This window comes from Citrobacter sp. CK195, assembly GCF_030333365.1.
In the GTDB taxonomy this organism is placed as follows: Bacteria; Pseudomonadota; Gammaproteobacteria; order Enterobacterales; family Enterobacteriaceae; genus Citrobacter_B; species Citrobacter_B koseri.
On sequence record NZ_JAOWGB010000025.1, the window covers coordinates 685,935 to 698,216 of the forward strand.

Annotated in this window: 12 protein-coding genes and 1 other annotated feature; of the genes, 5 read left to right on the forward strand and 7 right to left on the reverse strand. The window is 52.3% G+C overall.

The features are described 5' to 3' along the window. Window position 1: 1 nt before the first annotated feature. The 3 genes from dgcN to OGX93_RS17490 form a co-directional block, all read right to left on the reverse strand. On the reverse strand, window positions 2–1,225 hold the full coding sequence (gene dgcN / locus OGX93_RS17480; RefSeq protein WP_012134690.1) for a diguanylate cyclase DgcN/YfiN: 1,224 nt from the start codon (window positions 1,223–1,225) through the stop codon (window positions 2–4). After that, window positions 1,218–1,736: a regulatory sequestration protein YfiR gene (gene yfiR / locus OGX93_RS17485; protein WP_047461885.1), complete on the reverse strand. Its 519-nt coding sequence runs from the start codon at window positions 1,734–1,736 to the stop codon at window positions 1,218–1,220. Before yfiR ends, dgcN begins: the two co-directional genes overlap by 8 nt. Before the next feature lie 157 nt (window positions 1,737–1,893). Next, the gene (locus OGX93_RS17490) at window positions 1,894–2,268 is read right to left on the reverse strand and encodes a DUF2799 domain-containing protein (protein WP_012134688.1); all 375 of its coding nucleotides are present in this window, start codon (window positions 2,266–2,268) and stop codon (window positions 1,894–1,896) included. Between the two features lie 215 nt (window positions 2,269–2,483). Here OGX93_RS17490 and aroF point away from each other — a divergent pair, with 215 nt between their 5' ends. Together aroF and tyrA are read left to right on the forward strand one after the other, a co-directional pair. Then, a complete protein-coding gene (aroF, locus tag OGX93_RS17495; RefSeq protein WP_047461890.1) occupies window positions 2,484–3,554 on the forward strand; it encodes a 3-deoxy-7-phosphoheptulonate synthase AroF in 1,071 nt (356 codons plus the stop codon). A gap of 10 nt (window positions 3,555–3,564) precedes the next feature. Further along, entirely contained in the window at window positions 3,565–4,686 is a 1,122-nt protein-coding gene (gene tyrA, locus OGX93_RS17500) for a bifunctional chorismate mutase/prephenate dehydrogenase (protein WP_047461893.1), read from the forward strand. A 101-nt stretch (window positions 4,687–4,787) separates the two neighbouring features. On the opposite strand, the gene pheA is transcribed toward tyrA, so the two are convergent. From pheA to bamD, 4 genes are all read right to left on the reverse strand, one after another. Continuing rightward, complete coding sequence (pheA, locus tag OGX93_RS17505) at window positions 4,788–5,948, reverse strand: bifunctional chorismate mutase/prephenate dehydratase (RefSeq protein WP_024130846.1); 1,161 nt, start codon at window positions 5,946–5,948, stop codon at window positions 4,788–4,790. Window positions 5,949–5,970: 22 nt separating this feature from the next. After that, window positions 5,971–6,095 (reverse strand) — a sequence feature (Phe leader region). Continuing rightward, window positions 6,047–6,094, reverse strand: coding sequence for a pheA operon leader peptide PheL (gene pheL, locus OGX93_RS17510; protein WP_101706155.1), 48 nt, complete (start codon window positions 6,092–6,094; stop codon window positions 6,047–6,049). It overlaps the preceding feature by 48 nt. 102 nt (window positions 6,096–6,197) lie before the next feature. After that, entirely contained in the window at window positions 6,198–6,536 is a 339-nt protein-coding gene (gene raiA / locus OGX93_RS17515) for a ribosome-associated translation inhibitor RaiA (protein ID WP_024130845.1), read from the reverse strand. Window positions 6,537–6,806: 270 nt separating this feature from the next. Further along, window positions 6,807–7,544: an outer membrane protein assembly factor BamD gene (gene bamD / locus OGX93_RS17520; RefSeq protein WP_012134683.1), complete on the reverse strand. Its 738-nt coding sequence runs from the start codon at window positions 7,542–7,544 to the stop codon at window positions 6,807–6,809. Window positions 7,545–7,675: 131 nt separating this feature from the next. Between bamD and rluD the strand changes: the two genes are divergently transcribed. From rluD to clpB, 3 genes are all read left to right on the forward strand, one after another. Then, window positions 7,676–8,656, forward strand: a complete 981-nt coding sequence (rluD, locus tag OGX93_RS17525) for a 23S rRNA pseudouridine(1911/1915/1917) synthase RluD (RefSeq protein WP_047461899.1) — start codon at window positions 7,676–7,678, stop codon at window positions 8,654–8,656. Beyond that, window positions 8,653–9,384: a purine nucleoside phosphorylase YfiH gene (yfiH, locus tag OGX93_RS17530; RefSeq protein ID WP_012134681.1), complete on the forward strand. Its 732-nt coding sequence runs from the start codon at window positions 8,653–8,655 to the stop codon at window positions 9,382–9,384. The genes rluD and yfiH overlap by 4 nt, the downstream gene beginning before the upstream one ends. Window positions 9,385–9,513: 129 nt before the next feature. Further along, window positions 9,514–12,087, forward strand: a complete 2,574-nt coding sequence (gene clpB / locus OGX93_RS17535) for an ATP-dependent chaperone ClpB (RefSeq protein ID WP_024130844.1) — start codon at window positions 9,514–9,516, stop codon at window positions 12,085–12,087. Window positions 12,088–12,282 lie beyond the last annotated feature (195 nt).

Below are 12,282 nucleotides of genomic sequence, written 5' to 3' on the forward strand. Positions count from 1 at the left end.
GTTATTTAATTGAACGTTCAGAACGCTGATGTTTGGCCTGATACATATTACGATCGGCCAACTCTTGTAATTTTTCTGCGGAAGCATGTTCCCACGTCAGCGCGAAACCAATACTCAGCGTCATACTCGCCAGATGCCCGTTATGCAGATCAAAGGGGCGATTAAATTCTTGCGATAATGCCGAACAAATGCGTTTAACTTCGTACTCCGAATGCACGTTGTAAAGCACCATGGCGAATTCATCTCCGCCAAGTCGATATGGCTGGTGGTGATTGCCGCCAAACTCCGCCAGTCGCCGGGCGACCTCGATCAAAACGCGATCTCCTGCGGCATGCCCCCATGTATCGTTAATGAATTTGAAATTATCGCCGTCCAGAAATAGCAGCGCCGAACAGCTACGGGCGGAGCTGTCGTTCATCAACTCGGTTATGCTGTTACGAAAGGCGGCACGATTAGCAAGACCAGTAAGGGGGTCGTGCAGCGCGGTACGCAAAAGCTGGGCGTTTTTAGCCTGTAGCCGCAGTTGCCACTCTTCCATCTCATCCAGCAGGCTGTTGAAATCCTGGGCAAAAAGATGGAACTCTTCAATGCGTTCCTCAGAAACGCGACGTGAAAAGTTACGGTTCGTGCGTACATCATGTACCACATCGGTGATGTTTTGCAGCGCGTCCACCACGCCATTATGCAAATAACGCGTGAGCATTAACGCAATGCCGGATGCGAGCAAAATACACCCGGTAAGAACCGCCAGCGAGAGCCAGATAAAATGACCAATCAAGCTGTCGCGCGCGGTCAGGCAGACCTCGCCGATAATTTTGCCATTGTGCCAGACGGGCTGAGTCACCGGCAGCGGGAAAAGCCACTGGCTGATCAGGCCATTGAGCTTATCGTCCGACGCTTGTGCGTCATAGTACCAGGAGGCGATCACCTTCTGGTTTTTATCGCGAACCTCTGCGGCCGAGAACTGCCCCTGGCGTCCCAGCGCGGCCAGCGTTTCTGTCGCGGCGACGCCATCGGAAAACACCAATGCGGCCTCAAGACTATGGGTCATTGTCGCGGCAGTCAGATCCAGATTTTTTTGCGCATATTGTTTCAGCGTCAGGACAGAGGCGACGCAAAGCAGCAGCCAGATCAGCAACATGGTGACCAGTACGCTGATCATGTTGATCCGGCGTAATGTACGCTTAAAGGTCGGGCGCGTTGTAGGGAAAAAATCCTTATCCATGCTTTTGATTCCGTGCAAGCATCAATACGTCGGGGTTCACTCTTACGCCACTGCGTGACAGGGAATCCAGATTTACGGAAAATCTGACTTCATCATTGTTTATGATCAGACAAAATGCGCTGCCAATAATGCATTCAGTATTTTGTTCGGCAATTAATAACAATGCCTTAGACGGATATTTATTCGTTAATTCTACCTGATACGCCGGAGATTCACTGCCGAAATAAAAGCCATCGCAACGGGCTGTCAGAGCTTCCTGCTCCGTGCGGATGATGACGGGCAGATAAGGTAATGACCTGGCGCTGTTGTCGTTCAGCACATCGGCAAAACGAGACGAGGCGAAAATACATAGCCGTGGAGGGCCAGATAATGCAGGCCAGCGTGTATAGCTGACGATACCGGAAACGATTGAGCGTACAGATTTCGCTTCTTCTGTGATGCCCTGAGCATACAGTGGTAATCCTGCCAGTAATAGCGTTAGCAGGAGTATGAGTCGGTGAGAAAAGCTCATAAACAGGTGCCCACCAGCGTCAGTCAAAAAGCATCAAAATACATCCGTGATTGTTTGCAGCAAAATAACATTATTTTGCCTGTCAGTCATTACACCATGCCGATTAATGGTATTTCCTTAAGTTAAATCCCATACTTATTTATTGGTAAGGTCTTAATTAATTTAGCCGCATTGAGCGAACACCTTCGTCTGCGCCTTTTTGCCAGGCATCATGCAATTGACTGGCGTTTTCAACCGTGTCGCAACTGGCGGGAAATGTTTTTCCGGCCAGTCCTCTGGCGTGGACAAAGTTTAACTGGCAGGTTTTTCGCTGGCCTTCGGCGTAGCCCTTAAGATATTGCGTTCGCTCCACGTCAGGATCGTTCCAGGCGTCAGCCAGTGTTTCGTTATCTTTGACGGCAACGCCTGAAATCGCATCTTCGATACCGGCGCTATACCAGTCGGTCGCGGTCCAGGTGGGAGCATGCGTGTAAGGATCGATCTGACATCCGCTGATGAATAAAACAAATAAGGCGCCTGCGAAACGCTTCATTGCCTGTTCTCCTGTGTTTTTCAAAGCATAGTGGATTCGCAAATACAATGATGTAAATTTTTATGTACGATTTGAGTGGCGTTAATTGCGAGATAAATGGTTTATGTAAAGTAAAATTTACGGAATGTGGATTGAAATCTTTACCGATTATGTTATCGTTACGCCATCCTCTGTGAGGATCATTTATCGCAAACGAGCTAAACAGGATCGCCATCATGCAAAAAGACGCGCTGAACAACGTACACATTACCGACGAACAGGTTCTGATGACCCCGGAACAACTCAAAGCGGCGTTCCCGCTGAGTTTGTCGCAAGAGGCGCAAATCGCCCAGTCACGTAAAACGATTTCTGACATCATCGCCGGTCGCGATCCGCGCCTGCTGGTGGTGTGCGGCCCTTGTTCTATCCACGATCCTGAAACCGCTCTGGAATACGCACGTCGATTTAAAACTCTTGCCGCAGAGGTCAGCGATAGCCTCTACCTGGTAATGCGCGTCTATTTTGAAAAACCCCGTACCACTGTCGGCTGGAAAGGGTTGATTAACGATCCTCATATGGATGGCTCGTTTGATGTGGAAACTGGCCTGAAGATTGCGCGTCAACTTCTGGTGGAACTGGTGAACATGGGCTTGCCGCTGGCGACGGAAGCGTTAGATCCAAACAGCCCGCAATACCTGGGCGATCTGTTTAGCTGGTCGGCAATCGGCGCGCGTACGACCGAATCCCAAACCCACCGTGAAATGGCCTCTGGCCTTTCCATGCCCGTTGGCTTTAAAAACGGGACGGATGGCAGCCTGGCGACGGCGATTAACGCCATGCGTGCCGCTGCTCAGTCACACCGTTTTGTCGGTATCAACCAGGCGGGGCAGGTCGCTCTGCTGCAAACGCAGGGCAACCCGGATGGCCATGTCATTCTGCGCGGTGGGAAAGCGCCAAACTACAGCCCGGCAGATGTCGCGCAGTGTGAAAAAGAGATGGAACAGGCAGGACTCCGCCCGTCTCTGATGGTAGATTGCAGCCATGGTAACTCGAATAAAGATTACCGTCGCCAGCCTGCCGTGGCAGAGTCTGTGGTCGCGCAGATCAAAGACGGCAACCGTTCCATTATTGGCTTGATGATTGAAAGTAATATTCACGAAGGCAACCAGTCCTCCGAGCAACCGCGCAGTGAAATGAAATACGGCGTGTCTGTTACGGATGCGTGTATCAGTTGGGAAGCCACGGATGCGCTGCTGCGTGAAATTCATCAGGACCTGAACGGCCAACTGGTGGCGCGTGTAGCATAAGAGGTTGGTTATGGTTGCTGAGTTGACCGCGTTACGCGATCAAATAGATGAAGTGGATAAGGCGCTGCTGGATTTACTGGCTAAGCGTCTGGAGCTGGTGGCCGAAGTCGGTGAAGTGAAAAGTCGCTTTGGGCTGCCGATTTACGTGCCTGAGCGTGAAGCGTCTATGCTGGCTTCGCGCCGTGCGGAGGCGGAAGCGCTTGGCGTTCCTCCCGATCTGATTGAAGACGTCTTGCGTCGGGTGATGCGTGAGTCTTACTCCAGTGAGAATGACAAAGGGTTTAAGACGCTTTGTCCTTCTCTGCGCCCGGTGGTTATCGTCGGCGGCGGCGGTCAGATGGGCCGTTTGTTTGAAAAAATGCTCACGCTGTCGGGATATCAGGTACGCATACTTGAGCAACAGGACTGGGGACGGGCGCAGGAGATCGTGGCCGATGCCGGGATGGTGATCGTAAGTGTGCCGATTCATATCACGGAGCAGGTGATCGCGAAATTACCGCGTTTGCCTGCGGACTGTATTCTGGTCGATCTTGCATCGGTTAAAAACGGACCGCTACAGGCGATGATGGCGGCGCACGATGGCCCGGTACTGGGCTTACACCCGATGTTTGGCCCGGACAGCGGCAGTCTGGCAAAGCAGGTGGTTGTCTGGTGCGATGGCCGTCAGCCGGAGGCGTATCAGTGGTTCCTTGAGCAAATTCAGGTGTGGGGCGCGCGGCTGCATCGGATTAGCGCCGTTGAGCACGATCAGAATATGGCGTTTATTCAGGCGCTGCGTCACTTTGCGACGTTCGCTTACGGTTTGCACCTGGCGGAAGAGAATGTCCAGCTGGAACAACTGCTGGCGCTGTCGTCACCGATTTACCGTCTCGAACTGGCGATGGTTGGGCGACTGTTTGCGCAGGACCCGCAGCTGTATGCCGATATTATTATGTCGTCGGAAAATAACCTGGCGCTGATCAAACGCTACTATAAACGTTTTGGCGACGCGATTGGTTTGCTGGAGCAGGGCGACAAGCAGGCCTTTATCGACAGTTTCCGTAAGGTTGAGCATTGGTTTGGTGATTATGCCAAACGCTTCCAGAACGAAAGTCGCACGCTGTTACGCCAGGCTAACGATAGCCGACAATAAGTGAGATGCCTGATGGCGACGCAGGTGCGTCTTATCCGGCCTACAAAATTGCATGAATCGTAGGCCGGATAAGCGTAGCGCCATCCGGCATTATCAAACAGTTAGTTCGGATCGACAGGCACAACGTTCTCGCTGGGGTAGCAGCCCAGTACCTTCATTGAGCGGGTAATTTCCCCCAACTCTTTCAGCGCTTTTTTCATCTCCGGTGATTCCAGGTTGGCCTGGATATCGAGATAAAACATCTCTTCCCACGGGTTGCCGTGAATCGGACGGGACTCCAGTTTGGTCATGATCAGGTTGTGATTGCGCAGCACCAGCAGCGCCTCAACCAGCGCACCTGCCTGTTGACCCGTGGCGATCAGCAGCGTGGTTTTCGCCGGGACCTGGTCGGAAACATTGACGGCTTTGCGCGCCAGCACCACGAAACGGGTAATATTCTGCGTCTGGTTGGCTTCGATTCGTTCCAGCACCTGTAGCCCATGCAGCACGCCACCGGCTTCGCTACCCAGCGCCGCCACGCGTGGAGAGTTCGCCTGCGCCACTTTTTCCATCGCCGCAGAGGTGCTTTCAGTGTACTCAATTTTCCAGTGCGGATAGCGGTTAAGGAATTTACTGCACTGCTGGAACGGCTGCGGGTGGCTGTAGACCGTCTCAATGGTGTTTAAATCGGTCGTCCCTGAAACCAGCACGCAGTGGTCGATTATAATGGTCATCTCGCCCACGATAGAGAGGCTGGTGTGCTGCAACAGATCGTAGACGTCGTTGATCGCGCCTGAACTGGTGTTCTCAATCGGCACGACGGCGTAGTCCGCTTGCCCGGTTTCGACCTGATTAAAGATATCAGCGAATTTTGCGCAGCCGCTTTCAATAAACTGTTCAAAGTGGCGGGCGGCATACTGGCGCGCAGCGAGGTGCGAGTACGACCCTTTTGGTCCAAGAAAGGCAATACGCGCTGAATGCGGGTTAATTTTGTTCAGATGTTGCTGCAACAGCGCCTGCTGGGTAAGGACGGAATCTTCAATGATGAGCTGGAACAGGCGAGTAATATAGTGCGCGTCCAGATGATGGGTTTTGCCAAGCGCGATCAGCCTGTCCAGCAGGTCGCGCTCGCGGTCGATATCACGCACCGGGCGATGAGAAAGCAGCTTCGCTTTCCCGACTTCAACGGCCAGTTCACGACGCTCCGCCAGTAAGGCCAGTAATTTTACATCCAGAGCGCTTATTTTCTCTCGCAGCGCCAGTAACGGGTTTTCCGATGTCATAGTGTTGCCTTTCTTGTTATCAATAAAAAAGGCCTCCCGTGTGGGAGGCCTTATTGTTCGTCTTCGCATTCTTTTTCACACGACGAAACGCCTCCCATTCAGGGGAAGGTAAAAAAGAATGCGAAGAAGAACGGGATAAGTTTCATGTCAGTTTCCTTGAGCGACTTCAGTAAAGTACCCGTACTGTTTTAATCCTGTCAACAAAAAACGCGCCCGAAGGCGCGTTGGCGATACACTCAATGTAAGGGACTACTCTTCTTCTGCTTCGACGAAGTTGGCGTCTTTTACTGAAGTTGTGGCACGACGGGCTTCGCCTTTGTGCTGCACTTTATTGAGCTGCCGTTCCAGCTTGTTGATCAAATCGTTAATGGCGGCGTACATATCTTCGTGTTTTGCGCTGGCGACCAGATGTCCGTTCGGGGTATTGATGGTGGCATCAGCGATGAAACCCTGTGGCTCCTTAGACAGAATGATATGTGGATTAATCAGGTGAGTTTGCCATTTTTCTAGTTTGGCGAGACGGTCTGCGACATGCTGGCGTATTGCCGGAGTAATTTCCATTTGTTTACTGGTAATGTTCATTGTCATAAATTTTACCTCTTGTCTTTCCCGTCTTGGTGATTCCAGCATACCGTTCCCAATGTCAAAAAGCGTGATTTAAATCACATTATTTTGTCACTTTTTGTCAAGGAAGCCTTTTTGTGAGTTATCGCAGGAACAACGGATTTTTTACTTGAGGAATAGCTGAAAGGGGGCCATATTTGACGGGATGCGTTGTACTGAAACCGCTTCAGCAACAGCGCAAAATGGATAAAAAAACGGCAGCCTTCGGGCTGCCGTTTTGCGTTCAGTACGCAATCAGGTGTTGCGACCATTGGCGGCGATAATTTTCGCCACTTTGTCAGCCTGAGTCGTCATCTGCATCTGACGATAAGCGTTTTCCATCAGCGGCAGAGCGTCGCGCGTCGCCTGCGTATCCGGGAAGTCGCGCAGCATACCTTCCACACGGTTTACCACGGCAACCCATGCGCCGCGAGCGGTGTAGTAGTCGGCAACGGAGTATTCATACTTCGCCAGACGATCTTTCAGGAAGACCAGACGTTTGGTGGCGTCGGTCGTGTACTGGCTGTTCGGATAGCTACGCACCAGCTTTGAGAAATCATTGAATGCAGCTCGGGCGTGCTGCGGATCGCGATCGCTACGATCGACGCCGAAGAAACCTTGCAGCGCGCTGTCATCCAGCGCCATATTGGTCAGACCGCGCATATACATGACATAATCAATATTCGGGTGTGTCGGATTGAGGCGAATAAAACGATCGATGGCGGCCTGAGCTAACGGCAGATCGGCGTTTTTGTAGTAGGCGTAGATCAGATCCAACTGCACCTGCTGAGAATACGGTCCAAATGGATAACGGTTATCCAACGCTTCCAATTGCGTTATTGCCTGTTTCCAGTTACCGTCCTGCAGCTTTTGCTGGGCAGTCGCGTAGATTTCGTTAGGCGGATTATCGGGCACCTCTTCCTTTGAACCAGAGCAACCCGCCAAAAACAGGCTCAACGTGGCTGCTGCCACCAGATATTTCATGCGCGTCATGACGTTTTGACTTTCCTCAAAATGTTTTACGGGAGATTCTCTGTTCCTGCTCCCGGTTAAGACCAGCTACAATAGCACACTATATTAAACGGCAAAGCCGTAAAACCCAACGTTAAACGAAGAAGCTGTATATGGCACAACGAGTACAACTCACCGCAACGGTATCCGAAAACCAACTCGGTCAACGCTTAGATCAGGCTTTGGCCGAAATGTTCCCGGATTATTCACGTTCGCGCATAAAAGAATGGATTCTCGATCGGCGCGTGCTGGTCAACGGTAAACTTTGCGATAAACCGAAAGAAAAAGTATTGGGCGGCGAACAGGTTTCCATTAACGCGGAAATCGACGAAGAGATCCGCTTTGAGCCGCAGGATATCCCGCTGGATATCGTCTACGAAGATGACGATATCCTTGTCATCAACAAACCGCGCGATTTAGTGGTTCACCCTGGCGCCGGTAATCCTGATGGTACGGTACTGAACGCGCTGTTGCATTACTACCCGCCGATTGCTGACGTACCGCGCGCGGGTATTGTGCATCGTCTGGATAAAGACACCACAGGTCTGATGGTGGTGGCGAAAACGGTTCCGGCGCAAACGCGACTGGTGGAGTCTTTGCAGCTGCGTGAAATTACCCGTGAGTATGAAGCGGTCGCGATTGGACATATGACGGCGGGCGGTACGGTAGATGAACCGATCAGCCGTCACCCGACCAAACGAACCCATATGTCAGTGCATCCAATGGGGAAACCTGCGGTGACTCACTACCGCATCATGGAACATTTCCGTGTGCATACGCGTCTGCGGTTGCGTCTGGAAACCGGACGTACGCACCAGATCCGCGTGCACATGGCGCATATCACGCATCCGCTGGTGGGCGATCAGGTGTATGGCGGTCGTCCGCGTCCACCGAAGGGGGCATCGGAAGCGTTTATCTCCACGTTGCGTCAGTTTGATCGCCAGGCGCTGCACGCGACAATGCTGCGTCTTTACCATCCGATTTCCGGTATTGAAATGGAGTGGCATGCGCCGATTCCGCAGGATATGGTGGAGCTGATTGACGTGATGCGCGCTGACTTCGAAGAACATAAGGATGATGTAGACTGGTTATGAGTAAGCTAATTGTTCCGCAGTGGCCAATCCCGGAGGGGGTTGCAGCCTGTAGTTCTGTACGTACAGGCGGTGTCAGCTTACCGCCTTACGATTCTCTGAACCTGGGCGCCCATTGCGGCGATAACCCGGAACATGTGGAAGAGAATCGCAAGAGACTCTTTGCTGCGGGCAATTTGCCGTCAAAACCCGTCTGGCTTGAACAGGTGCATGGCAAGGACGTGTTGAAACTCACCGGCGAGCCTTATGCATCCAAACGTGCGGATGCGTCGTACAGCAATACCCCCGGCACCGTTTGCGCGGTGATGACGGCGGACTGTTTGCCCGTGTTGTTTTGTAATCGCGCGGGAACGGAAGTGGCGGCGGCTCATGCGGGCTGGCGCGGATTATGTGAAGGTGTGCTGGAAGAGACGGTCGCCTGCTTTGCCGATAAACCTGAAAACATTATCGCCTGGCTGGGTCCGGCTATTGGCCCTGCTGCTTTTGAAGTGGGGGCTGAAGTGCGTGAAGCGTTTATCGCAAAAGATGCGAAGGCGAGCAGCGCATTTCAGGCGCGCGGCGAAAAATATCTGGCGGATATTTATCAGCTTGCGCGTCAACGTCTGGCGAATGTGGGAGTTGAAAGCGTCTATGGCGGCGATCGCTGTACCTACAGCGAAAGTGAGACTTTCTTCTCTTATCGTCGCGACAAGATCACAGGTCGTATGGCAAGTTTTATTTGGCTGATATAACCTAAAGAATCAAGACGATCCGGTACGTGTAATTTTCTTTTCACATAATTCAGGTCATTCACCTTGAATAATTGAGGGATGACCTCATTTAATCTCCAGTAGCAATTTTGACCTGTTATGGGAGGAGTTATGCGTCTGGATCGTCTTACTAATAAATTCCAGCTTGCTCTTGCCGATGCCCAGTCGCTCGCACTGGGGCACGACAACCAATTCATCGAACCTCTTCATTTAATGAGCGCCTTACTGAATCAGGAAGGGGGATCGGTACGTCCTTTATTAACGTCCGCTGGCATTAATGCTGGCCAGTTACGCACGAGTATTGATCAGGCGCTGAGCCGTTTACCGCAGGTGGAAGGCACCGGCGGCGACGTACAGCCGTCTCAGGATCTGGTGCGTGTACTGAATCTTTGCGACAAGCTGGCGCAAAAACGTGGGGACAACTTTATTTCGTCGGAACTGTTCGTTCTGGCTGCGCTTGAGTCTCGCGGCACGCTGACCGACCTACTGAAATCGGCCGGGGCGACCACCGCCAATATCACTCAGGCAGTTGAACAAATGCGCGGAGGTGAAAGCGTGAACGATCAAGGGGCTGAAGACCAACGTCAGGCCTTGCAAAAATATACCGTCGACCTGACCGAGCGCGCGGAGCAGGGCAAGCTCGATCCGGTGATTGGTCGTGATGAAGAAATTCGCCGTACCATTCAGGTACTGCAACGCCGTACTAAAAACAACCCGGTATTAATTGGTGAACCGGGGGTCGGTAAAACGGCGATTGTCGAAGGGCTGGCGCAGCGAATCATTAATGGCGAAGTGCCGGAAGGGCTGAAAGGCCGTCGCGTACTGGCGCTGGATATGGGCGCGCTGGTGGCCGGGGCGAAGTATCGCGGTGAGTTTGAAGAGCGTCTGAAAGGCGTGCTGAACGATCTCGCCAAACAGGAAGGCAACGTCATCCTGTTTATCGATGAATTACACACGATGGTCGGCGCGGGTAAAGCCGATGGCGCAATGGATGCCGGGAACATGCTGAAACCGGCGCTGGCGCGTGGGGAACTGCACTGTGTGGGCGCCACGACGCTGGACGAATATCGCCAGTACATTGAAAAAGATGCGGCGCTGGAGCGTCGTTTCCAGAAAGTGTTCGTCGCGGAACCGTCTGTGGAAGATACCATCGCTATTCTGCGTGGTCTTAAAGAACGTTATGAGCTGCACCACCATGTGCAGATTACTGACCCGGCGATTGTGGCGGCGGCAACCTTATCTCACCGCTACATTTCCGATCGCCAGTTGCCGGATAAAGCCATCGACCTGATCGATGAGGCTGCATCCAGCATCCGTATGCAGATTGACTCCAAGCCGGAAGAACTGGACAGGCTCGACCGCCGTATTATTCAGCTTAAGCTGGAACAGCAGGCGTTAATGAAAGAGTCTGATGAGGCGAGCAAAAAACGCCTCGATATGCTCAACGAGGAACTGGATGATAAAGAACGCCAGTACTCTGAATTAGAAGAAGAGTGGAAAGCAGAGAAAGCCTCTCTGTCCGGTACGCAGACCATTAAGGCCGAACTGGAGCAGGCGAAGATCGCCATCGAACAGGCGCGTCGTGTGGGCGATCTGGCGCGGATGTCTGAACTTCAGTACGGCAAGATCCCTGAGCTGGAAAAACAGCTGGAAGCGGCGACTCAATCTGAAGGTAAAACCATGCGTCTGTTACGCAATAAAGTGACGGATGCGGAAATTGCTGAAGTGCTGGCGCGGTGGACGGGGATTCCGGTTGCCAGAATGCTTGAAGGCGAACGTGAAAAGCTGCTGCGTATGGAGCAGGAATTACACAGCCGCGTGATTGGGCAGAATGAGGCCGTTGAAGCGGTATCGAATGCCATTCGCCGTAGCCGTGCGGGACTGGCCGACCCGAATCGTCCAATTGGTTCGTTCCTGTTCCTTGGGCCGACCGGGGTAGGTAAAACCGAACTGTGCAAGGCACTGGCAAACTTTATGTTTGATAGCGATGACGCGATGGTGCGTATCGACATGTCTGAGTTCATGGAAAAACACTCCGTGTCTCGTCTGGTTGGCGCGCCTCCGGGATATGTGGGTTATGAAGAGGGCGGTTATCTGACGGAAGCGGTACGTCGTCGTCCTTATTCCGTCATACTGCTGGACGAAGTTGAGAAAGCGCATCCTGATGTATTCAACATTCTGTTGCAGGTGTTGGATGATGGCCGTCTGACGGACGGGCAAGGGAGAACGGTCGACTTCCGCAACACGGTTGTCATTATGACCTCAAACCTCGGTTCCGATCTGATCCAGGAGCGTTTCGGTGAGCTGGATTACGGCCATATGAAAGAACTGGTGCTTGGTGTGGTCAGCCACAACTTCCGCCCGGAATTCATTAACCGTATAGATGAGGTCGTGGTATTCCATCCGTTGGGTGAAAAACATATCGCTTCTATTGCACAGATCCAGTTGCAGCGTCTGTACAAACGTCTGGAAGAGCGCGGGTATGAAATCCATATCTCTGATGATGCGCTGAAATTGCTGAGCGCGAATGGTTACGATCCGGTTTACGGGGCGCGTCCATTGAAACGTGCAATTCAGCAGCAGATTGAAAACCCGCTGGCGCAGCAAATCTTGTCTGGTGAGCTGATTCCGGGTAAAGCGATTCGTCTGGAGGCGAATGACGATCGCATTGTGGCAGTGCAGTAAGTCACAAATAATAAAAAACGGGCCCATTCGGGCTCGTTTTTGTTTAAAAACCAGGCAAAAATAAAAGGGTGATATGCAAAACGTCCAAAAAACGAACGGTTGATAAGTTTTTTCTAATTTCCCCTTGTCAGGCCGGAATAACTCCCTATAATGCGCCTCCACTGACACGGAACAACGGCACACAGGCCGCCGGGT

Bases quoted from the DNA above. Each gene is read 5' to 3' on its own strand.
- tyrA (WP_047461893.1), top strand. From the start codon at position 3,565: ATGGTTGCTGAGTTGACCGCGTTACGCGATCAAATAGATGAAGTGGAT.
- aroF (WP_047461890.1), top strand. From the start codon at position 2,484: ATGCAAAAAGACGCGCTGAACAACGTACACATTACCGACGAACAGGTT.
- raiA (WP_024130845.1), bottom strand. From the start codon at position 6,536: ATGACAATGAACATTACCAGTAAACAAATGGAAATTACTCCGGCAATA.
- rluD (WP_047461899.1), top strand. From the start codon at position 7,676: ATGGCACAACGAGTACAACTCACCGCAACGGTATCCGAAAACCAACTC.
- dgcN (WP_012134690.1), bottom strand. From the start codon at position 1,225: ATGGATAAGGATTTTTTCCCTACAACGCGCCCGACCTTTAAGCGTACA.
- yfiH (WP_012134681.1), top strand. From the start codon at position 8,653: ATGAGTAAGCTAATTGTTCCGCAGTGGCCAATCCCGGAGGGGGTTGCA.
- yfiR (WP_047461885.1), bottom strand. From the start codon at position 1,736: ATGAGCTTTTCTCACCGACTCATACTCCTGCTAACGCTATTACTGGCA.
- pheA (WP_024130846.1), bottom strand. From the start codon at position 5,948: ATGACATCGGAAAACCCGTTACTGGCGCTGCGAGAGAAAATAAGCGCT.
- OGX93_RS17490 (WP_012134688.1), bottom strand. From the start codon at position 2,268: ATGAAGCGTTTCGCAGGCGCCTTATTTGTTTTATTCATCAGCGGATGT.
- bamD (WP_012134683.1), bottom strand. From the start codon at position 7,544: ATGACGCGCATGAAATATCTGGTGGCAGCAGCCACGTTGAGCCTGTTT.
- clpB (WP_024130844.1), top strand. From the start codon at position 9,514: ATGCGTCTGGATCGTCTTACTAATAAATTCCAGCTTGCTCTTGCCGAT.